Raw genomic sequence first — 23,723 nt, forward strand, 5'->3', positions numbered from 1 at the left:
CCGCCGTCAGCCGGTCTCGCCGGTGTCCCCGTGCGCCGCCCCCACCGGCTTGGACTCCGGGGAGCCGCGCTGCCGCAGGAACACCGACAGCACCGCCATCGACCCCACCGCGAGCATCTCGGACTGCCAGTTCTGGAAGGACCGGTTCCAGAAGTCCGCCTCGCCGAGGTAGCCGAGCCAGCTCACCGGGTCCTGCCGGTCGGCGAGCTGCTCGGTGTTGAACGCCGACCACCCGGCGATCGACGAGGCCGCCCAGGTCAGCAGGAACAGCGCGCCCATCACGAAGCCGAGCGACCGGGAGAACAGCGTCGTCCGCCAGCCGCCGGCCCGCACCCAGGAGGGCGACCACCGGTGCGCGTGCTCGCCCACCAGCTGCTCGCGGTCGGACTCCGGCCCCTCCTCCCCGGGCTCCTTGGACTCGGCCGACCCGCGCTGGATCAGCCACACGGTCGCGAAGACGTAGAGGAAGAACTGCAGGTACTCCGACTGCCAGTTCTCCATGACGTCGACGCCGAACGACGACGAGGTGACGTAGCGCCAGAGGGAGACCGGCTCGAGGCCGTCCGCCACCTGCTGGGCGTTGAAGTCCGCCGTCCCCGAGATCGCCTGGCCGGCGAGCGTGACCAGGAAGAGGCCGCCGAAGGCCAGCCCGAGCGCGTTGTCCCGGACGAAGCCGTGCGGGGCGCTCATCGGCCCATCAGTCCCAGCAGCGTGACATAGGCGACGCCGAGCAGGATCACCACCAGGTAGGTCACGTACAGCCGGTGCACACCCCTCACGGCCCCTCCACCTCGCAGTCGTAGGGCGCCTCGCCGCGCGGCGTGCAGCCGGCCGCGGCGACCCGCCAGCCGGCCGCGGTCTCGGCGAGGAACAGCGTGTCCTCGGTCGTGCGCACCTGGGCGTTGCGGCCCCAGACCGCCACCGACTCCACGGCGCCGCCGCCCAGCGGCAGGTCGGCGAGGACGGCGGCGCACGGCGCCGACTCGTCCGACTCCAGCGCCGCCCGCGTGGTCGCGACGAGCAGCTCGCACCGCGCGCCCGGGTCCACGCCACGGTCGCCGAACGCCGTCGCGACGTCCCGGACGTCGTCCTCCTGCGCGCTCGCGCACCCGGCGAGGGCCAGCACCGCCGCCGCCCCGACCGCCGCTGCACCCACCCTCGACACGGCCACGTCGGCCCCTTCCCGCGGGCACACGTCCGCCGGCCGGTCTCACCCGCGACCACCTGCGGCTACCCGTGCCTCGCGATGCGGCAAACCGCCCTCACCCGGACGGGCGACGGCGGCGCCCGGCCGCCTACCGTGGCGGTCGTGGCGCGGGTGGCGGTGGTCGGCGCCGGGCTCGGCGGGCTGGCGGCCGCGGCCCGGCTCGCCGCCCTGGGCCACGCGGTCACCGTGCTGGAGCAGGCGCCCACGATCGGCGGCAAGCTCGGCTGGTACGCCCGCGACGGGCACGCGTTCGACACCGGCCCGAGCCTGGTGACGCTGCCGCAGGTGTACCGGGACCTGTTCGCCGCCACCGGCGCGCCGCTGGAGGAGTCGGTGGACCTGGTCCGGCTCGACCCCGCGGTCGCCTACCGGTTCGCCGACGGCACCCGGCTGGACCTGCCGGGGACCCCCGAGGCGGTGCCGGCCGCGCTCGACGACGCCCTCGGCGGGGGGGCCGGCGACCAGTGGGCGGCGCTCATGGCCCGCGCGGCGGAGATGTGGCGGGTCACCGAGCAGCCGTTCCTGCGCTCCCCGCTGGCCGGCGCCGCCACCCTGGCGCGGCTGGCCCGCAGCGGCCGCGACGTCGCCACCGTCGCGCCCTGGCGCACGCTGCGCGGGCTGGGCCGGGCGCACCTGCGCGACCCCCGGCTGCGCGTCCTGCTGGACCGCTACGCCACCTACTCCGGCTCCGACCCGCGCCGGGCGCCCGCGGTGCTGGTCACGGTGCCGTACGCGGAGCAGGCCGCCGGCTCCTGGTACGTGCGCGGCGGCCTGCACCGGCTGGCGACCGCCGTGGCCGACCGGGCGGCCGGGCGCGGGGCGGTGTTCCGGACGGGGACGGCGGTGGAGCGGGTGCTCGTGTTGGGCGGCCGGACGACGGGGGTCGCGCTGGCCGGCGGCGAGGTGGTGCGCGCCGACGTCGTCGTCTCCGGCGCCGACGCGGCCGCGCTGTACCGCGACCTGCTGCCGCCGCTGCCGGCGACCCGGCGGGTGCGCCGCGGCCTGGCCCGCAGCACGCCGTCGCTGTCGGGGTTCGTGCTGCTGCTGGCGCTGCGCGGCCGCACCCCCGCCCTGGCCCACCACACGGTGCTGTTCCCCGACGACTACGACGCCGAGTTCGACGCGGTGTTCGGCGTCGGCCGGCACCGCGGCGCCCCCCGGCCGGTCGAGGACCCCACCGTCTACGTCAGCGCCCCCGACGACCCGGCCACCCGCCCCGACGCCGACGGCGAGTCGTGGTTCGTGCTGGTCAACGCGCCGCGGCACGACCCGGCCGGCGGCGTGGACTGGGACGAGCCCGGCCTGGCCGACCGCTACGCCGCCCGGGTGCTCGAGGTGATGGCGCGGCGCGGGCTGGACGTGCGGGACCGGGTGCGCTGGTGCGTCGTCCGCACCCCCGCGGACCTGGCGCGGGAGACCGGCAGCGTCGGCGGGTCGATCTACGGCACGTCGAGCAACGGCGCCCGCGCGGCCTTCCTGCGGCCGGGCAACGCGGGACCGGTACCCGGGCTGTTCCTGGTCGGCGGCTCGGCGCACCCCGGCGGCGGGCTGCCGCTGGTGACCCTGTCCGCGGAGATCGTGGCCGGCCTGGTCGGCCCCGCCTAGCCGGGATCAGCTGACCTGATCGTGGCGCGTCCTCCCTCACGGTGGACGGTGAGGGAGGACGCGCTGCGGTGAGGGAGGACGGCGGTGCGGTGAGGGAGGACGGCGGTGCGCGGTGTCGGCGGCGGGTGCGAGGGTCGGCGGCGTGCGCACCGACCCGCCCGAGAACGCCGCCGAGGCCGCCCAGCTGACCGCCTACCTCGCCTACCAGCGCGAGACGCTGCTGCTGAAGACCGAGGGGCTGACCCGCGAGCAGCTGGCCCGGCCGCTGCCGCCGTCGTCGCTGACCCTCGCCGGGCTGCTCCACCACCTGGCGTTCGTCGAGGAGCGGTGGGCGGTCGAGCGGTTCGCCGGGCGGCCGGCGCCGGAGCCGTGGGCGGGGGTGGACTGGGCGGCCACCCCGGACTGGGAGATGGACGTCGCGCCCACGATGGAGCCCGAGGAGCTGCGCGAGCGCTACCGGCTGGCCTGCCGGCGCACCGACGAGGTGGTCGCCGCGGCCGCGAGCCTCGACGCGCTCTCGGTCGAGCCGCGGCGCGACGGCGGGCACTTCAGCCTGCGCTGGATGCTGCTGCACCTGCTGGAGGAGACCGCCCGCCACAACGGACACGCCGACCTGCTGCGGGAGGCGGTGGACGGCGTCGTCGGCGAGTGAGGCGGCGGGGGCGAACGGCTCTGGGGGCGGCGGCGCGCGGCTGCCAGGGTGCTCGACCGTCAAGGGTGTCGCGTCGCCGGAGGAGGAGCCATGACCGCTCCCGCCGATCGGGTCGAGCAGGCACGGCAGCGGTGGAACGCCGGGGACCTGCCCGGCTACCTCGAGGTGTACGCCGAGGACCTGCGGTTCCACGGCCTGGAGCCGGAGCCGATGGACAAGGCGGCGGTGGCCGGCTTCTACCAGCAGTTCTGGGCGGCGCTGGGCGCGCCGGGCCGCCCCAACCCGCAGCTCGACCTCGCCGAGCAGCTGACCGACGGCGACCTGTTCGCCTGCCGGTTCACCGTCACGGGCGAGCACCGCGGCGACTTCATGGGCATGCCGCCCACCGGCCGCCCCTACGTGCTCCAGGGCATCACGATCATGCGGTTCCGCGGGGACCGGGTGGCCGAGCGCTGGACGACGTCGGACCTCCTGGGCCTGATGGTGCAACTGGGCGCGGTCCCGGCCCCGGCCTGACCGTCACCCGCGGGCGGCACCGAGCCCGAGCACGGCGGCCAGCCCGAGGGCGCTGCGCGGCGCGTACGCGGTCCGCCACAGCCCGCCGTGGACGGCGGCGTGCGCCTCGTCCTGCCACGGGTGCGCCTGGCGCGGCCCCCCGCCGGTGTGCAGGTCGTGCACCAGCAGCGCGGCCATGAGCACGTTGGACGTCGCGGGCTCGAACACCTCCACGCCGAACCGGTGCGCGCCGGCGTAGGCGGCGGCCAGCGCCCGGTTCTTCACCACCGAGCGGGTGCGGGTGGGCGGCGCGACGTTCATCGACACCGTCGTCCCGGCCGCCCGCGCCGTCGTCGCCCGCCAGCGCTGCAGCCGCTTGGCCAGCGCGTAGTTGGGCCCCTGCTGCGGCACCAGGCTGTCGTTGACGCCGGGGTCGGCGCCGGGCACGTAACCGCGCTGCAGCAGCCGGCCCGCGGTGACGGTGCGCAGCGGGCGGACCAGCAGCTTCGCCGTCCGGGAACGGCCGGTGTAGGCCCGCACCGAGTGCTCGACGGCCTCGGCGGGGACGGCGAAGACGTCGGTCGGCGTGGCGAGGAAGGCCAGCGCCAGGTCCGGGTGCTCGGCCTGCAGGCGCAGGGTGAGGGCGTCGACGGCGGTGGAGACGCGGACGTTGTCGGCGCCGTCGGCGTAGACGTAGTTGCCGAGCACGAGGCCGCCGGTCAGCCCGGCCGCCCACTCGGCGACCGCCGGCACCTCGGCGACGAGGTCGACGCCCGCGGCCTCGGGCAGGTCCCCCTCGGACCGCGCCGGGACCAGCAGCGTGCCGGCGCCGCGGGCGGCGGTGTCGAGCACCCGCCGCCACAGCGGGGCCCGCGGCAGGTCGACCCCGGCCACCCGGGCGCCCCAGCGCAGCAGCGCCGTCAGCGGCCCCATCTCGGCCCCGGCGCCCAGCACGACGACGGTCCGGCCGGGCAGGGCCAGCCACTCGGGGTGGGCGGCGACGGTGCGCACGGCCTCGGCGGCCGACGGCTCCATCGCCCCGCAGTCGACCCAGGCGTCGAGCCGGCGGGCCAGCTCCGCGCCGCGCAGCCGGGTGCCGTGGAAGGGCAGGGAGAGCTCGCGCTCGGGCTCGGCGTCGCCGCGGACCTCGCGGGTGGCCAGCGGCCGGCCGGGCGCCGCGCCGGCGAGGGCGGCCAGCGGCTGCTCGCCGTCGTCGTCCGCGACCCGCATGCGGTCGTGCAGCGAGGCGAGGCCCGCGGCCGCGACGGTGCGCGCCGCGCCGGGGTCGCCCAGCCCGGCCTCGACCAGCCGGCGGAAGTGCACCAGGTAGCCGGCCCGCCAGTTGGTCTCCTGCTCGGCGGCGCGGGCGCCGGGCGGGTCCACCGGCCGCAGGGCGTCGGCGACGACCGCCCGGCCGAGGGCCGCGGTGCTCCGCCGGCCGTCCGGGCCGGCGGGGAAGACCACGCCCCGGTCGCCGGCCACTCAGTCCACCACCGCGGGGACGGGGTGCACCGGCGCGCCGGCCTCCAGCCAGCGCAGCAGCAGGCGGGCGCCGAAGCCGGTGCCGCCCTTGACCACCTCGGCGTCGTCGGAGCCCGCGCGGGCGGGCCCGGCGACGTCCAGGTGCGCCCACGGCAGGTCCCCGGCGAAGGGGCGGAGGAACAGCGCCGCGGTCGTGCCGCCGGGGTTGCCCGGGGCGTTGTTGGCGTCGGCGACGGCGCTCTCCAGCGCCTCGGCGTACTCCTCGGCCAGCGGCATCCGCCACACCCGCTCCCCGGCGTGACCCGCCGCGGTGGTCAGCGCCTCGGCCAGCCCGTCGGCGGTCGCGTAGAGGCCGGCGGTGCGGGCACCCAGCGCGGTCTTCATCGCGCCGGTGAGGGTGGCGACGTCGACCAGCACGGTGGCGCCGAGCTCGAGGCGGGCGTGGGCGAGCGCGTCGGCGAGCACCATCCGGCCCTCGGCGTCGGTGTTGAGCACCTCGGTGGTCCGGCCGCCGACGTGGCGCACCACGTCGCCGGGGCGGTAGGAGGAGCCGGAGACCGCGTTCTCCGCGGCCGGGACGACGGCGGTGAACGCGACCGGGACGCCGAGGCGGACCGCGGCGTCGAAGGCGGCGAGCACGGCGGCCCCGCCGGCCATGTCGGTCTTCATCTCCCGCATGCCGGCGTTGGTCTTGATCGAGAGCCCACCGGTGTCGAAGGTGATGCCCTTGCCGACGAGCACGGGGTGCTCGCCCTGCGGGGCACCCGGCGGGCGGTGGGTGGCGACCACCACGCACGGCGGGGCGGCCGAGCCGCCGCCGACGGCGAGCACGCCGCCGAACCCGCCGGCGCGCAGCTCGTCGGGGCCCAGCACGGTGACGGTGACGGAGTCGAGCCCGGCCAACCGCTGCTGCGCCTGGGCCGCCAGCCACGCCGGGGTCTTCGTGCCGGCCGGGGTGTTCACCAGGTCGCGGGCCCAGGCGACGGCCTCGGCGGTGACCCGCCCGGCGTGGGCGGCGGCCACCACCGCGGGGTCGTCGGCGTCGGCGGCGACCACGACGACCTCGGCCAGCCGCGGCGGGTGCGGCCGGCTGGTCTGGCGGAACCGGTAGCCGGCCAGCAGCGCGGCCTCGACGGCGGCGCGCACCTCGTCCGCCCCGGTGGGCGCCGGCTCGTCGACCGGCAGGACCAGCCGCCGGGCGCCGTGCTCGGCCAGGGTCTGGGCCCGCCGCACCGCGGTGGCCACGTAGGAGCGCAGGTCCGGCAGCGTCCCGGCGCCGATGCCCACGGCCACCACGCTGCGCGGGTGGCGGCCGGGCACGGGGAGGTTCGTGATCTTCCCGGCCGCGCCGGTGTTGCCGGTGTCGCGCAGGGCGCCGGCCAGGAACGCCGGCGGGACGGGCGGCGGCCGCCCCGGGCCCGGGTCGGTCAGCCAGCCGGGCAGGGCGCCGCGCGCGCCGACCGGCACGGCGAGGACGTCGTCCTCCCCGAGCGGCGGCAGGGCGGCGACGACCGCGACCCGCGGCAACGGCGCGGCCCCGGTCGCCGGCGTGCTGCCGTCGGCCGGGGCCGCGTCGTGCGGTGCGGAGCTGCCGGGAGGCAGGCTCGCCGCGGTGTTCAGCTGGTCGCGCCCTTCAGGGCCTCGGAGAGCGCCGTCGCCTCGTCGGGCGACAGCTCGACGACGAGACGTCCGCCGCCCTCGAGCGGTACGCGCATGACCAGGCCGCGCCCCTCCTTGGTGACCTCCAGGGGACCTTCACCCGTGCGCGGCTTCATGGCCGCCATGCGTGCCTCCTTCGCCGGCCACCCGTCGCCTCTGCTGGCGGCGGTGTGGCTCCTCTCAGTGCAGTGAGCTGCCCCATGATCCCGTATCCCTGCCCGCGAGACCAACACGGGCCGCCGTTCAGGTGACGGCGCGGAAGCAGGTGCTCACGTGGTCGTCGACCATCCCCGTCGCCTGCATCAGCGCGTAGGCGGTCGTGGGGCCGACGAAGACGAAGCCGCGGCGCTTGAGCTCCTTGGCCATGGCGACGGACTCGGGGCTGGTGGCCGGCACGTCGGCGAGGGTCGCCGGGCGGGTGCGCGGGCCCGGCGGCGCGAAGGACCACAGCAGCTGCGAGAGGCCCTCCGGCAGCCGCTGCGCGGCCCGCGCGTTGGCGATCGCGGCGTCGACCTTGGCGCGGTTGCGGACGATGCCGGCGTCGGCGAGCAGCCGGGCCCGGTCCTCCTCGGTGAACTCCGCGACCGCGTCGATGGCGAAGCCGGCGAACGCGGCCCGGAACGCCGGCCGCTTGCGCAGGATCGTCAGCCACGACAGCCCGGACTGGAACGCCTCGAGGCACAGCCGTTCGAACAGGGCGTCGTCCCCGTGCAGGGGCACGCCCCACTCCTCGTCGTGGTAGGTCACGTACTCGGGGGCGCTGTCGCCCCAGGCGCATCGGATGCGGTCCACGGGCCGGGACGCTAGCCCGGCGGGCCGACGGTCCCCGCCCGGTCGTCCACAGGCGCCCGCCACTCCACAGGCGGACCCGGACCCGCGGTCAGGGGACGGGTGTCTCCACCGGCGGGGTCTCCGCCGCGCGCGGCTGGTTGCGGCGGGTCGCGAGCACGCAGCCGGCGATCACCAGCGGCAGGCCGAGGGCCAGGCCGAGGGTGAACGGCTCGTCGAGCAGCAGCACGCCGAGCAGCACCGCGACGGCGGGGTTGAGGAAGGTGATGACCAGCGCCCGCTGCGGCCCGACCTCGCGGATCAGCGCGAAGAACAGCGACAGCGCGAGCGCCGTGCAGACCAGTCCCAGCACCGCCACCGACAGCAGCGCCGAGCCGGACGCCGCGGACACCTCGTCCAGCCGGGTCAGCGCGAACGGCGCGTACACGACCGCGGTGACCAGCAGCGCGATGGAGCTGGCCGCCACCCCGGGGACGTCGGCGAGCCGGTGGGTGACGATCAGCGGCGCGGTGCCGTAGCCGAGGACGGTGAGGCCGACCGCGAGCAGCGGCACCCACGCCGCCCCGCCGACGTCGAGGCCGAGCAGGAGGGCGATGCCCACCACGCCCAGCGCCATCCCGGCGAGCCGGACCGGGGTCAGCCGCTCGTCACCGACCAGGCGCCCGGCGATCGCGGCGACGAACGGCACGGCCGCCACCAGCAGCCCGGTCAGCGAGCTCGACAGGGTCTGCTCGGCGTAGCCCAGCAGCAGCCAGGGCCCGGTCATCTCCAGCAGCGTGAAGGCCAGCAGCCACCGCCAGTGCCGCAGCGCCGGGCGCAGGTGCCCCTTCGCGATCGTCCAGGGCAGCAGCAGCGCGGCGCCGATGACGCACCGGCCGAAGACGACGACCACCGGCGAGAGGTCCTCCACCGCGACCTTGATCAGCAGGTACGGCACGCCCCAGATCAGCGACATCGCCAGGAACAGGACCCACCCGCGCCGGCTCACCGGGCCTCTCCACATCGGTCGCGCACGCCGACATCATGACGGCCGTGACCGACGACTCCGAGCGGCGGCTGGCCGCCCTCGCGCAGACCCTGGCCGGCGAGCCCGGCGTCGAGCCACCGGGGGCCGGCGGGCGCCGCGGGTTTGGCTCCACCGCGCTGACGGCGAACGGGTCGATCTTCGCCATGGCCGTCGGCGGCGCCCTGGTGCTGAAGCTGCCCCGGGCGCGGGTCGAGGCGCTGCAGGCCGACGGCGCGGGCACCCCGTTCCGCAACGGCCGCGGCGCCGCGATGCGCGAGTGGGTCGCCCTCGGCCCGGACGACGCGCGCGACCTCGCCCTGGCCCGGGAGGCGCTGGAGTTCGTGCGCGACGATTGACCGCGTGTCCGGCTACGCGTCCTTCGTCGTCTTCGCCACGGTGCTGGTCCTCGTACCCGGACCGGACACCGCCGTCGTCATCCGGAACACGTTGGCCGGCGGCCGCCGCCGGGGCACCTGGAGCGCCGTCGGCATCGCCGCGTCGAACGTGGTGCAGGGCACCGCCGCCGCCGCGGGGCTGGCGGCCGTGGTCGTCCGCGTCGAGCCGCTGTTCCAGGCGATCCGCTGGCTGGGCATCGCGTACCTGGCCTACCTGGGGGTGCAGTCGCTGCGCTCGGCCGTCCGCGGCCGCTACGAGGACCTCGCCGGGAACGGGACGGCGGACCCCGGCGCGGCGCTGCGCGGGTTCCGCCAGGGCTTCCTCAGCAACATCACCAACCCGAAGGTGCTGGCGTTCTACCTCGCCGTGCTGCCGCAGTTCCTCGGGCCGCAGGCGGCCGTCCCGGTGCTGGTCGCGTTCGCGCTGACCCATGCCGTCCTCGGGCTGGCGTGGCTGCTGGTCCTGGTGGCCGGGCTCCACCGGGCACGGCGGGTGCTCACCCGGCGCCCGGTGCGGCGGGCCATGGACGCCGTCACCGGCTGCGCGCTGCTCGGGTTCGGCACCCGGCTGGCCCTCACCCGCGGCTGAGCCGGCCGGGGTCAGCGCACCGGCCAGGCCACCTCGACGTGGGTGCCGCCGTCGTCGGGCGCCGACCGGTCGGTCAGGTACACCTCGGCGGGGCTGCCGGCCCGCTGCAGGCCCGCGGCGTCGATCCAGCGGGCCACGGCGTCGTAGGCGTCCAGGATCCCGGGGAACTCCGCCGCGTCCCGCGACAGCCGGGTGACCGCCTCCCGCCGCGCCGCCTGCCGGCGCACCCGCAGCTCCCCCACCGGGTCGACCGACCCGGTGAACGGGACGGCGACCTCGACCGGGCCGTCGCCGTCCTCGGTCACCATCCCGTGGTAGACCACCCGCACCGGCCCGGCCTCGGGCACGCCGGCGGCGGCCAGCGCCGCGGCGATCTCGCGGCGGGCGGCGCCGATGAAGTCCGACAGCTCCGCGACGGTCAGCCGCCGCTCGGCCGACAGCAGCCGCAGCTCCGGCACGTCCCGCACCTCGACGTCGTACACGCTCGTCCCCTCTCCGTCGGTCCCCCTGGTGACGTGGGCGACCACCTGCGCGCGCCGGGCGTGCTCCTCCGCCACCCCGGCCCACCAGCGCCCGACCGCCGCCGACCGGGCCGCCGGGCCGAGGTCGACGACGTCGCGCACGCGGGCCAGCGGCATGCCGGCCCGGCGGAGCAGCGCGATGACCCGGGCCCGCTCGACCTGGTCGGCCGACCACAGCCGGTAGCCGCTGACCGGGTCGACGTGCGCCGGCGGGAGCAGGCCCTGCGCGGCGTACAGCCGCAGGGCCTTGGGCGAGAGCCGGGTGCGGCGGAGGAACTCCCCGACCCGCAGCAGTGGTGCGTCCACGTCGTCGACCCTCCGGCCGGCCCCAGGGGCCGGGTCAAGCGGGCGGTCGGGTCGGGCCGTCAGACCCGCCCGGCGAGGTAGTCGCGGCGCCGGTCCGCCGGTAACCGCTCGATGGCGTACCGGAGCATCGTGCGCGGCATCCGCCGGTACCGCGGCGCCAGGAAGGCCTCGGCGCACGCGAGGTCGCGGTTGCCGACCTCCCGCAGCATCCAGCCCACCGCCTTGTGGATCAGGTCCTCGGGGTCGGTGAGCAGCCGGTCGGCCAGCCGCAGGGTCGGCTCGGGCCGGCCGGCGCGCACGGCGGCGAAGGTGGCCATCACGGCGATCCGCCGGTCCCACAGCGACGCCGACGCGGCCAGGTCGTCCAGCGGCGCCCAGTCGTCGCGGGCCAGCAGCCAGGGGCCGAGCAGGTACGGCGCCGAGGCGTCCACGAGGTCCCAGTTGTCCACCCGCTCCCGCCGGGCCAGGTAGAGCTCGACGATCCGCGCGCGCTCGTCGTCGTCCGCCCGCTGGAAGCGGCGCACCAGCACGAACAGCGCGGTCAGCCGCTCCTCGTGCCACGGGCTGCCGAGCAGCTCGGCGACGTCGGCCGGCGGCGTCGCCGCGGCGTGCCGCCTCGCGACCGCCCGCTGCGGCGGCACCGCGATCCCGAGGAACCGGTCGCCCTCGCCGTAGCCGCCGGGCCGCGCCTGGAAGTAGCGCGCCATGCCCTCGGCGCGCTCGGGGTCGGCCAGCTCCGCCAGGTCGGCGCGGATCGCCTCGACGGACACGTCAGGCGGGGTACGTCCGCGCGAAGGCGGCGAACCGGCGCAGCGAGATCCGCACCCCGAGGACGACGAACGGCCTCGCCAGCGGCCAGCCGAGGACGCCGAGGACCCCGAAGGGCAGCCACAGCTGCTCGGTCCAGACGAAGGTCGAGCCCGCGCCCCGCGGCTCGACCTCGAAGATCCCGGGGCCGCGGACGATGCGTCCGGTGTGCTGCACGACCACCCGCCGCGGCGGGTCCCACTCGGTGACGACCATCGTGTCCAGGACGCCGACGTGCCGGCGCCGCCGGGGCAGCCTCAGCCCGGTGCGCGCGGCCAGCCGGCCGCCGACCCCCTGGGCCGGGCCGCCGACGGTCTCCACGTCGGTGGCGAGCATCCACTCGCCCTGCCGCGTCCAGTCGGTGAGCGCGGCCCACACCCGCTCGGGGGGCGCGTCGACGTCGATCCGCTCGGTCAGCTCACGCACCGGACGGCGCCCCGTTCCCGCTCGGCGCGCCGTCGGAGGGAGCCGCGTGCCTGCCCGCGCGGTCGTCGTCGTCCGTGGACCGGGCGCGCAGCGCGGCGATCTCCCGGTCCCGCTCCTCGAGCGTGTCGGCGAGCTGCTCGAGCAGCCAGTCCACCTCGGTCATCCGGTAGCCGCGGGCGGTCACCGAGATCCGCAGCGCCCGCAGGTCGTCCCCGCGCACCGGGCGGTCGGCGGGCAGCTCGACCGGGGAGCGGTCCAGCTCGGCGGGCGGCTGGGTCTCCCCGCGGCCCAGCAGCATCGACGCGAGCAGGAACAGCAGGCCGCCGACCAGCAGCACGCTGACGACGAAGACGACCGCGGACAGCACGGCACGCCCTCAGTCGTCGACCGGACCCGAGGGCAGCGGCGCCCGCATGCCCCCGCCGCCGTCCCCGGCCGCGCGCTGCGCCTCCGCCTCGCGGATCACCGCGAGCACCTCGTCGACGTCGTCGGTGATCGTGATCAGGTCCAGGTCGGCCGGGCTGATCGTGCCGGCGGGCCCCATCGTCGACCGGATCCACTCGATCAGCCCCGACCAGTAGGCGGTGCCGTAGAGCACCACCGGGAACCGGGTGACCTTGCGGGTCTGCACCAGCGTCAGGGCCTCGAACAGCTCGTCGAGGGTGCCGAACCCGCCGGGCAGGATGACGAAGGCCTGCGCGTACTTCACGAACATCGTCTTGCGCACGAAGAAGTAGCGGAAGGCGATGCCGACGTCCACCCACTCGTTGAGCTCCTGCTCGAACGGCAGCTCGATGCCCAGGCCGACCGACAGGCCCCCGGCCTCCGACGCCCCGCGGTTGGCCGCCTCCATCGCACCCGGGCCGCCGCCGGTGATGACGGCGTAGCCGGCGCGGGCCAGCGCGGCGCCGATCTCGACCCCGGCCGCGTAGTGCGGGTCGTCCGGCTTCGTCCGCGCGCTGCCGAAGACGCTGACCGCCTTGGGCAGCTCCGCCAGCAGCCCGAAGCCCTCGACGAACTCGCTCTGGATGCGCAGCACCCGCCACGGGTCGGTGTGCACCCAGTCGGTGGGGCCGCGGCGGTCGAGCAGCCGCTGGTCGGTCGTCGTCCCCTGCGTGCGCGGGTCCGGCTCCCCGCCGCGCAGCATCACCGGCCCGCGGTGACGGGTCGGCCGCGGCCTGCGGCCGTCGGCCGGCTCCGGCGTGGTCGTCATGCAGGCACTCCTCGGGGCTCAGGCGGTCGGCGTGGACAGGTAGGCGACGAGGGCGTCCTCGGCCGGCTGCAGCCGCTCCACGAGGACGGACTCCTCGCGGGTGTGGGCCAGCTGCGGGTCGCCGGGGCCGTAGTTGACGGCCGGGATGCCGAAGGCGGCGAAGCGGGCGACGTCGGTCCAGCCGAGCTTGGCGCGCGGTGGCCGGCCCACCGCGGCGACGAACGCGGCCGCGGCCGCCTCGGCCAGCCCGGGCAGCGCCCCGCCGGCGTTGTCGACGACGGTCAGCGTGGCGCCGTCGGCCAGCGCCTCGGCGAACACCTCGCGGACGTGGGCCTCCGCGGCGTCCTCGTCCCGGTCGGGCGCGTAGCGGAAGTTGACCGTCACCCGGCACTCGTCGGGGATCACGTTGCCGGCCACCCCGCCCTCGATGCGCACCGCGTTGAGCCCCTCGCGGTAGCGGCAGCCGTCGATGTCCACCTCGCGGGCCTCGTAGGCGGCCAGCGTGGCGAGGATGTTGGCGGCACCGTGGACGGCGTTCACCCCGAGCCAGCCACGCGCGCTGTGCGCCCGCCTACCGCGCACCTCGAGCACCGCCCGCAGCGTGCCCTGGCAGCCGGCCTCGATCTCGCCGTCGGTGGGCTCCAGCAGGACCGCGAGGTCGCCGTAGAGCCAGCCGCGGCGCTCGCGGGCCACCCGGCCGAGACCGTTCTTCACGGCCTCGACCTCCTCGTTGTCGTAGAGGACGAAGGTCAGGTCGTGCGCCGGCTCCGCCCCCGGGACGCCGAAGCGGGCGGCCAGCCGCAGGATCACCGCGTCGCCGGACTTCATGTCGCTGGTGCCGCAGCCGTACAGCCGGTCGCCGTCGAGCCGGCTGGGCACGTTGTCGGCGATCGGCACGGTGTCCAGGTGCCCGGCCAGGACGACGCGGCTCGGCCGGCCCAGGTTGGTGCGGGCCAGCACGGAGTCGCCGACCCGCTCCACCTCCAGGCCGCCCAGCGCGCGCAGCGCCGCCTCGACGGCGTCGGCCAGGGCGCCCTCCTCGCCGGACACCGACGGGGCGTCGACCAGCGCCCGGGTGAGCGCGAGGACGTCGGCCGACAGGTCCAGGGCGGGCACGGCGCTCACGACGCCCGAGCCTAGAGGAAGGACCCCGGCGCCCCCCGCCGCTCGCGGGCTCGCGACGGGCCCCTGCACCGGGGCCGACTGGCACGCGTCGGTACCGTCCCCTCCCGTGACTGACGACGCTCCCCGCTCCGCCGTCGCCGCCGGACTCGCCACCGTGACCCGCTCCGGGACCGTGCTCGACACCTGGTACCCCGAGCCGCGGCTGGGCGCCCCCGAGGGCGCCGCGAACGGCACCGTCAAGCTCGGCGCCCTGGAGCTCGCCGGGGAGCTGGGCCCCGACTACGGCGGCTTCGTCCGCAGCGACGAGGCCCGCGACGTCGAGGTGGTCGGCGTGCGCACGGTGATCGCCGACCTGTCCGCGCCGCCGGTCGACACCCACGACGTCTGGCTGCGGCTGCACCTGCTGTCGCACCGGCTCATCCGCCCGCACGGCGCCGACTTGACCGGCGTCTTCGGCCTGCTCACCAACGTGGCCTGGACCAGCGCCGGCCCGGTGGAGGCGGCCACCTTCAACGCCCACCGGCTGCGCGCCGCCGCGGGCCACGTGACCGTCTTCGGCGTCGACAAGTTCCCGCGGATGGTCGACTACGTGCTGCCCTCCGGCGTCCGCATCGCCGACGCCGACCGGGTGCGGCTGGGCGCCCACCTGGCCGAGGGGACGACGGTCATGCACGAGGGCTTCGTCAACTACAACGCCGGCACGCTCGGCCCCTCGATGGTCGAGGGCCGGATCAGCGCGGGCGTCGTCGTCGGCCCGGACAGCGACATCGGCGGCAGCGCGTCGATCATGGGCACGCTGTCCGGCGGCGGGAAGCAGGTCGTGTCGATCGGCAGCGGCTGCCTGCTGGGCGCCAACTCCGGCATCGGGATCTCGCTGGGCGACAACTGCGTCGTCGAGGCCGGCTGCTACGTGACCGCCGGGTCGCGGGTCACCCTGCCCGACGGCTCGGTGGTCAAGGCGCTGGAGCTGTCGGGCCGCAGCGGCCTGCTGTACCGCCGCAACAGCGTCAGCGGTGCGCTGGAGGCGCTGCCCCGCGAGGGCACGTGGGGCGAGCTCAACGCCGCGCTGCACACGAACTGACCGCCGCGTCGCCTCCAGGGACCTGACAGGCGGGGCACCTACTCTCGGGGGCGATGTCCAGCCCCCGTACCCGCCGCCCCCGGACGGGGAGCCGGACCAGCGGCAGCGGGGGACGGCGTCCGGCGGCCGCGAGGCGTCGGGCGACCGGCAGCTCCGCGCGTCGGGGCGCGCCCCGGCGTCGCCGACGCGGCCGGGCGCGGGTGTCCCCGGCGGCGCTGGGCTGGGCCGCGGCGCTCGTCGTCCTGGCCGTGCTGGTGGTGGTGGGCATCCGGGTGGCCGGTGAGCGGACCCCGGCCACGGCGAGCGGCCGGTGCACCGTCGCGGGCAGCGACCTGGAACTGACCGCCGAGCGGGCCGCGTCGGCGGCGACGATCGCGGCGGTCGCCCGGGCGCGCGGCCTGCCGGAGCGGGCGGTGGTCATCGCGCTGGCGACCGCCCAGCAGGAGTCGGGACTGCGCAACCTCGACTACGGCGACCGGGACTCGCTCGGGCTCTTCCAGCAGCGGCCCTCGCAGGGATGGGGGTCGCCGGAGCAGGTGCGCGACCCCGTGTACGCCGCCGGCAAGTTCTACGACGGGCTGGTCGAGGTGCCCGGCTGGGAGAGCGGCCGGCTCACGGTGGTCGCCCAGGCGGTGCAGCGCTCGGGGTTCCCGGAGGCGTACCAGAAGCACGAGGCGATGGCTCAGGCGCTGACCAGCGCGCTGCTCACCGGCGGGTTGAGCTGCAGCTGGCAGCCCCAGGAGGTGGGCGGCCGGCTGAGCGAGCGCACCGCGGCCGCCGCCGGGGAGGCCGAGCGGGAGCTGGGGGTGGCGGCCAGCGAGGAGTTCGGCGCCGTGGCCCTCGACCCGGCCGCCGGCTGGCTCGGTGCGACCTGGGCGGTCGCCCATGCCGAGCGGCTGCAGCTCGGGTCGGTCGCCTTCGCCGGCCGGACCTGGACCGCCGAGGGCGGCTGGACCGAGTCGCGGGCCGGCGACGGCGCCGTCCGTCTCGAGCTGCTCACCTGAGGCTCAGGCCAGGCCCATGCGGGCCCGGCCGTAGAGCTCCGGGTGTGGCACGTGGGTGGGGTCGACCACCCGCGGGCGGCCGTCGGTGCCGGCCCGCAGCCAGCGGGCCAGGACGGCGAGGTCGACGACGGCGAGGACGGCGAGCAGGACCAGGAACGCGATCACGGGATGCCTCCGGGGCAAGGGGTGGGGGTGAGGACGGGGCGGGGTGCGGGCGGGCGCCGGTCAGGCGACCCGCATCCGGACGGCGTACAGCTCGGGGTGGTCGGCGAACGCCGGCTCGCCGCGGCCGGCGCGGTCGGGGGTGCCGACGCTCCAGGTCTGCGCGAGGGCCATCAGCGAGACGGCGGCGAGGACGGCGAGCAGGACGATCAGCGTGGTCATCTGAGGACCTCCGGTGCAGGGGGCGCGGTGCCCCGGGTCGGGGAGCGCGCCGCCGCGGCGGGGGGTCCGCGGCGACGCAGGACGACGGTGCGCCCGACCGCTTGCACGGAGGTGGCGGTGCGCTGGCACCGCGCTTGAGCCCGGTTGCACCAGGCCCTGCTGGGGTCTCAGTAGTAGCCGGTGCGCCCGTCGAGCAGCTCCCGGACGGCGTCGAGGTGCCCGACGTGCCGGGCGGTCTCCTCGACCATGTGGGTGAGCACCCACCGCAGGTGCACGCCGGGCGTGTACTCCCGGTTGCGGCAGGGCTGGTCGAGGGCGGCGGCCGCGACGATCTCGTCCGACCGCGCGCACTGGGCGGCGTACTCGGCCAACAGCTGCTCCAGCGCGACGCCGTCCACCTGCTTGTCCGCGTCCGGGCGGGACTCGTCGAACTGCACGTTCGTGCTCGGCGACGCGCCGGCGAAGAGCACCTCGAACCAGCAGTGCTCGGTCCACCGCAGGTGGGAGACGATGCCGGCGACCGTCATCAGCGGGGACGACGGGAGCACCGGGCGGTGCGCGTCGGCCTCGGCGAGGCCCTCGCACTTCCACGGCACCAGCGCCCGCTGCAGCCCCAGCCAGCCGACGAGCTGGGCGCGCTCGTCGCCGTCGACGGGCGGCCGCACGCGGGGAGGCGTCATGCCGCCGCAAACTAACGGCGCCCACCGGTCACCGCACGAGGGAACTGTCGGAACGGGTGCACCACCGTCACGACGGGAAGGCGACGGGCGCGGCGGCCACCGGCCGTCGAACCGTGTAACTCCCCATCCTCCGGACAGCGTGTGAACCGGTGTGATCCAGGACACGAGAAGCATTCGGACGGATTACAGTCCTGACCGTGTCGCCCACGGGGGGTCGGTCGTCCCTGCCGCGACCGTACGGCGCCCTTGCCGGTCGGACCGCCGTCGTCGCAGGCGGTGCGACGCTCGCTGTCGTCCTCCTGCCCTTCCTCGGCTTCGCCTATCGGGCTCCGGCGCTTCGCGTCTCCCTGGAGACCGCCAACGCGCTCATCGCGCTGCTCGCCGCCTATCTGCTGTACGGCCGCTTCCGGACCGATCGGCAGGCCCGGCAGCTCCTGCTCGTTCTCGCCCTCTGCACCGTGGCAGGCGCCAACCTCGTACTGACTGCGGTCCCGAGCGCCGTGGCGCTGACGCAGGGCGAGGACTTCAGCCGGTGGACCGGGCTGTTCGTCCGCTTCTCCGGGACCCTGCTGCTCCTCGCTGCGGCGCTGACTCCTCCGGTGGTCCGGATCGGGCCCCGGTCGACTCGCCTCCTCTCCGCTGGCATCGGCACGGCCCTGATGGCCGTCACCGCCGTCGGGGCCGCCGTCGGCGACGCGCTCCCGCCCACCGTCGACCCGTCGCAACCCCTCGGGGACGGGACCCGCCCAGTCCTGGCGGCGCACGCGGCGGTCCTCGTCGTCCAAGCCCTGGGTGCACTCAGCTACACCGTCGCCGCCATCGCCTTCACCCGGCAAGGCCGGTGCACCGGCGACGAGCTGATGCGGTGGCTGGGGGCCGGCTGCGTCCTCGCAGCGCTGGCTCGCGTCCACTACCTGCTCTTCCCGTCGCTGTACTCGGAGTACGTCTACACCGGCGACGTCCTGCGGCTCGGCTTCTATGTCTTCCTGCTCATCGGAGCTTCCCGAGAGATCCGCTCCTACTGGGAGCTGCGCACCCGCGCCGCCGTGCTGGAGGACCGCCGCCGCATGGCGAGAGAGCTCCATGACGGGCTCAGCCAGGAACTGGCCTACATCGCCGCCCAGTCGAAGCGGTTGACCGCGGAGCCCGGGGATCCCGCGACCGCCGAGCGCGTCGACGCCGCGGCGACCCGAGCGCAGTTCGAGGCACGCAGAGCGCTACGGGCGATGACCCGACCACACGACATGCCGTTCCCGGCGGCGCTGCAACAGGCGCTCGACGACCTGGCGCAGAGGTACGACGTCGAGGTCGTCACCGACCTGGACACCGGGGCACGCCTCTCCGCCACCGAGGGCGAGACGCTGCTGCGGATCATCGGGGAGGCTGTGCGCAACGCCGTCCGACACGGGCAGGCGCAGCGGATCGACGTCCGGCTGACCTCCGAGCCGCTCTCCCTGTCCGTGACCGACGACGGCCAGGGATTCGCCGTCGGAGACCCGCACGGTACGCGCGCGGGCGGATTCGGCCTCACGAGCATGCGGGAGCGAGCGGCCCAGCTCGGCGCGGAACTCAGGATCACGTCCGCACCGGGACAGGGCACGAGGGTGCAGTTGAGGTGGCCGTGAGTGAAGCGCTGCGCGTACTCATCGCCGATGACCACACCCCGACGCGGATCTCGGTCGCCGAGGCATTGAGCCACCAGGGCATCGAGGTGGTCGCCTCGGTGGGCAGTGGGGATGCCGCGTTGGCAACGGCCCGGCAGCTGCGGCCGGACGCCTGTCTGCTCGACATCCACATGCCGGGCAACGGCATCGTGGCGGCGGCGGACATCACCCGTGAGGTGCCGGGCGTGGCCGTGGTCATGCTGACCGCGTCAGCGACGGACGAGGACCTGTTCGCCGCCCTCCGCGCCGGGGCCTCCGGCTACCTGCTCAAGGACATGGACCCCGCCCGGCTCGGGCCGGCGCTGCGGGGAGTGCTCGCGGGGGAGGCCGTCCTCCCCCGCTGGCTGGTGACCAAGGTGATCGCAGAGTTCCGGTCACAGCCACGGCGTCGCTTCACGCTGCCCGGACGTCCGAAGCCGGTGGAGCTCACGGAGCGCGAGGCCGAGGTCCTCGAGCTCATGGCCGCCGGGCTCTCCACGGACCAGATCGCCCGGAAGACGTTCGTCGCGCCGGTCACCGTACGAACCCACATCCGCGCAGTCCTCAAGAAACTCCGGGTGCCAGACCGGGAAGCCGCGATCCGCCTGGCCCGCGGAGAACACTGAGCGCGCCCCGGGACGGCCGGCACGTACCACGACGAGGGGCTCCGAGCGCCTGCTCGGAGCCCCTCGCCGTCAGGGTCGGTGCTGCGTCACCGGAGCCGGAACAGGGCGTTGATCGAGGCGCCGTCCGTGGTCCTGACGGTCACCTGGTAGCACTTGCCCGCGGCTCCGCTGGGGGTCTTCCAGTTCCAGATGTACTGCTGGCCCGTGGTGTCGTACCGGAGGTTGGTACCGCCGGAGACCAGCTGCTCGATGTCGTCCAGCGGCTGGGTGGCCCCGCAGGCGATCTCCCTGACGGCCAACCCCTCGAAGATGTCCGTGCTGGTCATCTCAGTGCTGCCTGCGAGGACGTCGAACTTCAGCGGCAGGGTCGACCCCGACTTCACGGCGTTCAGTGTGCGAGCGCCGTCGACCGGCTGGTAGAAGCCGCTGAAGGTGCGCTGGACCTTCACGGTGAAGGAACCCGTGGCCGTGTTCCCGCCGTCGTCCGTGGCGGTGCAGTTCACCCTCGTGGTGCCGATGGCGAACGTCGTCCCCGACGCCGGGGTGCAGACGACGTCGACGTTGGGGTCGACCGAGTCCGTCGCGGTGGGGGCGAAGGTCGCCGGGGCACCGTTGACGCCGGTCGCTGCCAGGAGCTGGTCGGCGGGCAGGGTCAGGGCGGGCGCTGTGGTGTCCACGACGTTGACGGTGAAGCTCGTCCTTCCGGTGTTGCCGGCGGCATCGGTCGAGGAGCAGTTCACCTCGGTGGCACCGAGCCTGAAGGTCGCGCCGGAGGCCGGGGTGCAGGTGACCGGGCCGGCGCCGACCGCGTCGGTGGCGGTCACGTCGAAGGTGGCCGGGGCACCTGCTGCGGAGGTGGCCTCGACCGTCGGGCTCGCAGGCGGGGTGAGGACTGGCGCAGTGGTGTCCTCGACACGGACCGTGAAGGCGTTCTCCGCCGGATTGCCCGCGGCATCGGCGACGGAGCAGTTCACCGTCGTCTCGCCGAGGGGGAAGGTCCCACCGGAGGGCGGGGTGCACCGGGGGTCGAGCGGACCGTCGACGATGTCGGAGGCGCTCACCTGGTAGCCGACCGTTGCACCATCCGCGGAGGTGGCCTCGGCGACGACGGTGTCAGGGACGACGACCACGGGCGACGTGGTGTCCTGGACCCTGACCGTGAACGTCTTCACACCCCGGTTGCCCCGGGCGTCCTCGGCGGTGCAGGTGACGGTCGTCTCGCCGAGAGCGAAGGATGCCCCCGAGGCTGGGTCGCAGGTGACGGGGACGGAGCCCGAGACCGCGTCGGTGGCGGTCGGGACGTCGTAGGTCACCGTCGCGCCACTGCCGCTGGTTGCCTCGGCGACCACCGGAGCGGTGATGTCGCCGATCACCGGCGCGCTGGTGTCCCGGACAGTGACGTCGAAGGAACCGCGGGCGGTGTTGTTCGCGGCGTCGGTCGCCGTGCAGTTGACCGTCGTGAGCCCGATCGGGAAGGTCGTGCCCGACGCGGGTGTGCAAGCAACGGGGACGGTGGTGCCGGAGTCGGTCGCGGAGGCGGTGTAGCGGACCACCGGGCCCTGTGCGTTGGTCGCCTCCGCTGAGAGCGGCCCCGGGAGCGACAGCGTGGGCGGTGTCGTGTCGCAGGTCTTCACGGTGGCAGACCAGGGGAGGGAGGCCGTCCGGGTCACCCCGCCGCCGGTCGCGGTGAAGTTCACGGAGCCGCTGGCCGTTCCCACCGAGGAAGGCGTGACGGTGACGGTCGCGGTGACCGGTGCACTCAGGGTGCTGTTGGCCCGGCTCGCCCAGTCCGCGGGCAGGAGCACCGTGTTGCCCGAGCGGAACTGCCCCGTGGGCGGGGAGGTGATGTTGCTCGACGAGGAGGACACCGACCAGGTGACCGTGGCGTTGTTGGGGTAGACCTGCCCCTGCCCGCTTCGCGAGACCGCCAAGAGGACGGGCTTGGTCACCGGCCCCTGATCCACGCAGATGTCGCCGAACGCCAGGGTGTTGGTGGCGACGGGCACGAGGCCGTCGCCATCGGCGACCGCGTTGTCTGCATGGGCAGCACCAGCCTGCAGAGCCAGCGCTGCCGAGGCGCCGACCGCGGTCACGAGCCGTGCGACCGCTCGTGTTCTGGACATGTGAGCCCCCCGAGAGAGTTCGGTGTCTGCAGCGCCATCGGCTGCCTCCGCCCACCAAGATGCGGCTGCACTGCCGTGATGCGGAAGCTCGCGGGGTGTTGGTATGTCTCAACGCTCGCTGCCCGCGGCCGAGCGACGAGCCGCTGTGCCGACCCGGACGACGCTCTCCGAGCCGGACGCCCGAAACGGGCGCAGCGGACTCATCGACGACCCGGCTCGGAAGCGCTCAGCCTCCTGTCCGTGCAGCCGTCGCCGCGACGTGAGGAGCCGCATCTCGATCTTCAGCTGCGACAACCGGTGGAGGCGCACATCCCTTGCCGAGGAGTCCGCCCCGGTCAGCCGGCCAGGCGCTCCACGGCGGCGTCGATCCGCTCGTCGGTCGCGGTCAGCGCCATCCGGACGTGCCGGGCGCCGGCCGGGCCGTAAAAGGAGCCGGGGGCGGCGACGATGCCCAGCCCGGCCATCCAGTCGACCGTCGTCCAGCAGTCCTCGTCGCGGGTGACCCACAGGTAGAGGCCGGCCTCGGAGGCGTCGATCCGGGCGCCCGCCGCCCGGACGGCCGCGGCCAGCCGGTCGCGGCGGGCGCGGTAGCGCTCCCGCTGCTCGTCGACGTGGCTGTCGTCGGACAGGGCCGCGGCCATGGCGGCCTGAACCGGCCCGGGCACGAGCAGGCCGAGGTGCCGGCGGACGTCCCACACCCGGCGGACCAGCGCGGGGTCGCCGGAGAGCAGCCCGGCGCGGTACCCGGCGGCCGTGGACTGCTTGGACAGCGAGTGGACCGCGAGCAGGCCGGTGTGGTCGGCGCCGGCGACGTCCGGATGCAGCAGCGAGCGGGGCTCGACGTCCCACCCGAGCATCGCGTAGCACTCGTCGGACACGACCGGGACGCCGTGCGCGCGGCCCCAGGCGGCCCAGGCGCGCAGCTCGTCGACGGTCAGCACCCGCCCGTGCGGGTTGCCCGGGGAGTTCAGCCACACCAGCACGACGTCGCGGGCCTCGGCCGGCGGGACGTCGCTGCGCAGCACCTGCAGCCCGGCGACCACGGCGCCGACCTCGTAGGTCGGGTAGGCGACCTCGGGGATGACGACGGTGCCGCCGCCGCGCAGGCCCAGCAGGGTGGGCAGCAGCGCGACGAGTTCCTTCGACCCGACGGTCGGGATCACCGACGGGGCGGCGCCGAGCGGATCGGCGACCCGGACGCCGAGCCGGCGCTCCAGCCAGCCGGCCGCCGCCGTCCGCAGGTCCGCGGTGCCGAGCGCCGTCGGGTAGCCCGGCGAGTCCCCCGCCGCGGCGAGCGCCGAGGTCAGCACCTCAGGGGTGGAGTCGACCGGCGTCCCGATGGACAGGTCGACGACGCCCCCGGGGTGCTGGGCCGCCCGCACCCGCGCTCCCGCCAGGGAGTCCCAGGGGAAGTCGGGCAGGCCGGCGGACGGGCCCGCGACCGACGTCGTCAGTGCCCTTCGCCCTGGGGCGGCAGGGCCGCGACCATCGGGTGGTCACGGCCGACCTTGCCGGTCTTGGCCGCGCCGCCGGGGCTGCCCAGGTCGGAGAAGAACTCCACGTTGGCGTTGTAGAAGTCCTTCCACTTGTCCGGGACGTCGTCCTCGTAGTAGATGGCCTCCACCGGGCAGACCGGCTCGCACGCACCGCAGTCGACGCACTCGTCGGGGTGGATGTAGAGCATCCGGTCGCCCTCGTAGATGCAGTCCACCGGACACTCGTCGATGCAGGCCTTGTCGAGGACGTCGACGCAGGCCTGGGTGATCACGTAGGTCACGGTGGTTGCCTCCCGAACGCGCAGCTCGACCGGGGCGCCCGCCGCCGGTCACATCTCGTCGCACAGTATGACGTCTCGCCGGGTGACAGGTGCGACCGGTCGGGCCGCGCCCACCCGTCGGGGCGAGC

Annotated in this window: 28 protein-coding genes; 9 read left to right on the top strand and 19 right to left on the bottom strand. The window is 75.7% G+C overall.

Translation table 11 applies throughout. The features are described 5' to 3' along the window. Positions 1 to 6 precede the first annotated feature (6 nt). Together ACI79F_RS06510 and ACI79F_RS06515 are read right to left on the bottom strand one after the other, a co-directional pair. Complete coding sequence (locus ACI79F_RS06510) at positions 7 to 690, bottom strand: DUF6766 family protein (RefSeq protein WP_456546330.1); 684 nt, start codon at positions 688 to 690, stop codon at positions 7 to 9. An 85-nt stretch (positions 691 to 775) separates the two neighbouring features. After that, positions 776 to 1,171 carry a hypothetical protein gene (locus tag ACI79F_RS06515; RefSeq protein WP_456546329.1) on the bottom strand — a complete coding sequence of 132 codons (396 nt, stop codon included), beginning with the start codon at positions 1,169 to 1,171 and terminating at the stop codon, positions 776 to 778. Between the two features lie 138 nt (positions 1,172 to 1,309). Between ACI79F_RS06515 and ACI79F_RS06520 the strand changes: the two genes are divergently transcribed. From ACI79F_RS06520 to ACI79F_RS06530, 3 genes are all read left to right on the top strand, one after another. After that, positions 1,310 to 2,812, top strand: coding sequence for a phytoene desaturase family protein (locus ACI79F_RS06520; protein WP_456546328.1), 1,503 nt, complete (start codon positions 1,310 to 1,312; stop codon positions 2,810 to 2,812). A gap of 142 nt (positions 2,813 to 2,954) precedes the next feature. After that, the gene (locus ACI79F_RS06525; protein ID WP_456546327.1) at positions 2,955 to 3,464 is read left to right on the top strand and encodes a DinB family protein; all 510 of its coding nucleotides are present in this window, start codon (positions 2,955 to 2,957) and stop codon (positions 3,462 to 3,464) included. 90 nt (positions 3,465 to 3,554) lie between these two features. Next, positions 3,555 to 3,980 (top strand): ester cyclase, encoded by a 426-nt coding sequence (locus ACI79F_RS06530; protein ID WP_456546326.1) that lies wholly within the window; start codon positions 3,555 to 3,557, stop codon positions 3,978 to 3,980. Between the two features lie 3 nt (positions 3,981 to 3,983). Here the strand turns inward: ACI79F_RS06530 and ACI79F_RS06535 are convergent, their stop codons facing one another. The 5 genes from ACI79F_RS06535 to ACI79F_RS06555 form a co-directional block, all read right to left on the bottom strand. Then, complete coding sequence (locus ACI79F_RS06535) at positions 3,984 to 5,441, bottom strand: hypothetical protein (RefSeq protein ID WP_456546325.1); 1,458 nt, start codon at positions 5,439 to 5,441, stop codon at positions 3,984 to 3,986. After that, on the bottom strand, positions 5,442 to 6,968 hold the full coding sequence (locus ACI79F_RS06540) for a leucyl aminopeptidase family protein (RefSeq protein WP_456546324.1): 1,527 nt from the start codon (positions 6,966 to 6,968) through the stop codon (positions 5,442 to 5,444). It lies immediately after the preceding gene. A gap of 89 nt (positions 6,969 to 7,057) precedes the next feature. Next, the gene (locus ACI79F_RS06545) at positions 7,058 to 7,225 is read right to left on the bottom strand and encodes a DUF3117 domain-containing protein (protein ID WP_081807929.1); all 168 of its coding nucleotides are present in this window, start codon (positions 7,223 to 7,225) and stop codon (positions 7,058 to 7,060) included. 118 nt (positions 7,226 to 7,343) lie between these two features. Next, positions 7,344 to 7,892, bottom strand: coding sequence for a DNA-3-methyladenine glycosylase I (locus tag ACI79F_RS06550; RefSeq protein ID WP_456546323.1), 549 nt, complete (start codon positions 7,890 to 7,892; stop codon positions 7,344 to 7,346). Positions 7,893 to 7,980: 88 nt separating this feature from the next. Further along, entirely contained in the window at positions 7,981 to 8,877 is an 897-nt protein-coding gene (locus tag ACI79F_RS06555; RefSeq protein ID WP_456546322.1) for a DMT family transporter, read from the bottom strand. A gap of 44 nt (positions 8,878 to 8,921) precedes the next feature. On the opposite strand from ACI79F_RS06555, the gene ACI79F_RS06560 reads away from it, so the two are divergent. Continuing rightward, complete coding sequence (locus tag ACI79F_RS06560; RefSeq protein ID WP_456546321.1) at positions 8,922 to 9,251, top strand: hypothetical protein; 330 nt, start codon at positions 8,922 to 8,924, stop codon at positions 9,249 to 9,251. Between the two features lie 4 nt (positions 9,252 to 9,255). Next, positions 9,256 to 9,879 carry a LysE family translocator gene (locus ACI79F_RS06565; protein WP_456546320.1) on the top strand — a complete coding sequence of 208 codons (624 nt, stop codon included), beginning with the start codon at positions 9,256 to 9,258 and terminating at the stop codon, positions 9,877 to 9,879. Positions 9,880 to 9,890: 11 nt separating this feature from the next. On the opposite strand, the gene ACI79F_RS06570 is transcribed toward ACI79F_RS06565, so the two are convergent. Genes ACI79F_RS06570 through dapE form a run of 6 tightly spaced genes read right to left on the bottom strand, consistent with a single transcriptional unit; the run spans position 9,891 to position 14,277 of the window. Next, complete coding sequence (locus ACI79F_RS06570; protein ID WP_456546319.1) at positions 9,891 to 10,706, bottom strand: MerR family transcriptional regulator; 816 nt, start codon at positions 10,704 to 10,706, stop codon at positions 9,891 to 9,893. Positions 10,707 to 10,765: 59 nt separating this feature from the next. Next, entirely contained in the window at positions 10,766 to 11,476 is a 711-nt protein-coding gene (locus ACI79F_RS06575; RefSeq protein WP_456546318.1) for a DNA alkylation repair protein, read from the bottom strand. Between the two features lies 1 nt (position 11,477). After that, positions 11,478 to 11,939, bottom strand: coding sequence for an SRPBCC family protein (locus ACI79F_RS06580; protein ID WP_456546317.1), 462 nt, complete (start codon positions 11,937 to 11,939; stop codon positions 11,478 to 11,480). After that, a complete protein-coding gene (locus ACI79F_RS06585) occupies positions 11,932 to 12,306 on the bottom strand; it encodes a DivIVA domain-containing protein (RefSeq protein WP_456546316.1) in 375 nt (124 codons plus the stop codon). The genes ACI79F_RS06580 and ACI79F_RS06585 overlap by 8 nt, the downstream gene beginning before the upstream one ends. Positions 12,307 to 12,315: 9 nt before the next feature. After that, positions 12,316 to 13,152: an LOG family protein gene (locus ACI79F_RS06590; protein WP_456546315.1), complete on the bottom strand. Its 837-nt coding sequence runs from the start codon at positions 13,150 to 13,152 to the stop codon at positions 12,316 to 12,318. A gap of 18 nt (positions 13,153 to 13,170) precedes the next feature. Next, positions 13,171 to 14,277, bottom strand: a complete 1,107-nt coding sequence (dapE, locus tag ACI79F_RS06595) for a succinyl-diaminopimelate desuccinylase (protein WP_456546314.1) — start codon at positions 14,275 to 14,277, stop codon at positions 13,171 to 13,173. A 106-nt stretch (positions 14,278 to 14,383) separates the two neighbouring features. Here dapE and dapD point away from each other — a divergent pair, with 106 nt between their 5' ends. After that, positions 14,384 to 15,358, top strand: coding sequence for a 2,3,4,5-tetrahydropyridine-2,6-dicarboxylate N-succinyltransferase (dapD, locus tag ACI79F_RS06600; protein ID WP_456546313.1), 975 nt, complete (start codon positions 14,384 to 14,386; stop codon positions 15,356 to 15,358). A gap of 200 nt (positions 15,359 to 15,558) precedes the next feature. Continuing rightward, a complete protein-coding gene (locus tag ACI79F_RS06605) occupies positions 15,559 to 16,362 on the top strand; it encodes a hypothetical protein (protein ID WP_456546312.1) in 804 nt (267 codons plus the stop codon). A gap of 3 nt (positions 16,363 to 16,365) precedes the next feature. On the opposite strand, the gene ACI79F_RS06610 is transcribed toward ACI79F_RS06605, so the two are convergent. The 3 genes from ACI79F_RS06610 to ACI79F_RS06620 all read right to left on the bottom strand — a co-directional run bounded on the left by ACI79F_RS06610 (position 16,366) and on the right by ACI79F_RS06620 (position 17,426). Further along, on the bottom strand, positions 16,366 to 16,527 hold the full coding sequence (locus ACI79F_RS06610; RefSeq protein WP_456546311.1) for a hypothetical protein: 162 nt from the start codon (positions 16,525 to 16,527) through the stop codon (positions 16,366 to 16,368). Positions 16,528 to 16,587: 60 nt separating this feature from the next. Next, on the bottom strand, positions 16,588 to 16,746 hold the full coding sequence (locus ACI79F_RS06615) for a hypothetical protein (RefSeq protein ID WP_456546310.1): 159 nt from the start codon (positions 16,744 to 16,746) through the stop codon (positions 16,588 to 16,590). 167 nt (positions 16,747 to 16,913) lie between these two features. Beyond that, positions 16,914 to 17,426, bottom strand: a complete 513-nt coding sequence (locus tag ACI79F_RS06620; RefSeq protein WP_456546309.1) for a DinB family protein — start codon at positions 17,424 to 17,426, stop codon at positions 16,914 to 16,916. A 197-nt stretch (positions 17,427 to 17,623) separates the two neighbouring features. Between ACI79F_RS06620 and ACI79F_RS06625 the strand changes: the two genes are divergently transcribed. Continuing rightward, positions 17,624 to 19,051 carry a sensor histidine kinase gene (locus ACI79F_RS06625; protein WP_456546308.1) on the top strand — a complete coding sequence of 476 codons (1,428 nt, stop codon included), beginning with the start codon at positions 17,624 to 17,626 and terminating at the stop codon, positions 19,049 to 19,051. After that, on the top strand, positions 19,048 to 19,695 hold the full coding sequence (locus tag ACI79F_RS06630) for a response regulator (RefSeq protein ID WP_456546307.1): 648 nt from the start codon (positions 19,048 to 19,050) through the stop codon (positions 19,693 to 19,695). The genes ACI79F_RS06625 and ACI79F_RS06630 overlap by 4 nt, the downstream gene beginning before the upstream one ends. Before the next feature lie 86 nt (positions 19,696 to 19,781). On the opposite strand, the gene ACI79F_RS06635 is transcribed toward ACI79F_RS06630, so the two are convergent. The 3 genes from ACI79F_RS06635 to fdxA form a co-directional block, all read right to left on the bottom strand. Beyond that, positions 19,782 to 21,701 carry an HYR domain-containing protein gene (locus tag ACI79F_RS06635; protein WP_456546306.1) on the bottom strand — a complete coding sequence of 640 codons (1,920 nt, stop codon included), beginning with the start codon at positions 21,699 to 21,701 and terminating at the stop codon, positions 19,782 to 19,784. 452 nt (positions 21,702 to 22,153) lie between these two features. Then, positions 22,154 to 23,272: a succinyldiaminopimelate transaminase gene (gene dapC, locus ACI79F_RS06640; protein WP_456578891.1), complete on the bottom strand. Its 1,119-nt coding sequence runs from the start codon at positions 23,270 to 23,272 to the stop codon at positions 22,154 to 22,156. Next, on the bottom strand, positions 23,269 to 23,595 hold the full coding sequence (gene fdxA, locus ACI79F_RS06645; protein WP_158548659.1) for a ferredoxin: 327 nt from the start codon (positions 23,593 to 23,595) through the stop codon (positions 23,269 to 23,271). Before fdxA ends, dapC begins: the two co-directional genes overlap by 4 nt. Positions 23,596 to 23,723 lie beyond the last annotated feature (128 nt).

The organism is Blastococcus sp. SYSU D00868 (assembly GCF_054050575.1).

What these genes read in the sequence shown, in the direction of transcription:
- ACI79F_RS06510 (WP_456546330.1), bottom strand. Translation starts at nt 690, where the DNA reads ATGAGCGCCCCGCACGGCTTCGTCCGGGACAACGCGCTCGGGCTGGCC.
- ACI79F_RS06530 (WP_456546326.1), top strand. Translation starts at nt 3,555, where the DNA reads ATGACCGCTCCCGCCGATCGGGTCGAGCAGGCACGGCAGCGGTGGAAC.
- ACI79F_RS06545 (WP_081807929.1), bottom strand. Translation starts at nt 7,225, where the DNA reads ATGGCGGCCATGAAGCCGCGCACGGGTGAAGGTCCCCTGGAGGTCACC.
- ACI79F_RS06590 (WP_456546315.1), bottom strand. Translation starts at nt 13,152, where the DNA reads ATGACGACCACGCCGGAGCCGGCCGACGGCCGCAGGCCGCGGCCGACC.
- ACI79F_RS06615 (WP_456546310.1), bottom strand. Translation starts at nt 16,746, where the DNA reads ATGACCACGCTGATCGTCCTGCTCGCCGTCCTCGCCGCCGTCTCGCTG.
- ACI79F_RS06620 (WP_456546309.1), bottom strand. Translation starts at nt 17,426, where the DNA reads ATGACGCCTCCCCGCGTGCGGCCGCCCGTCGACGGCGACGAGCGCGCC.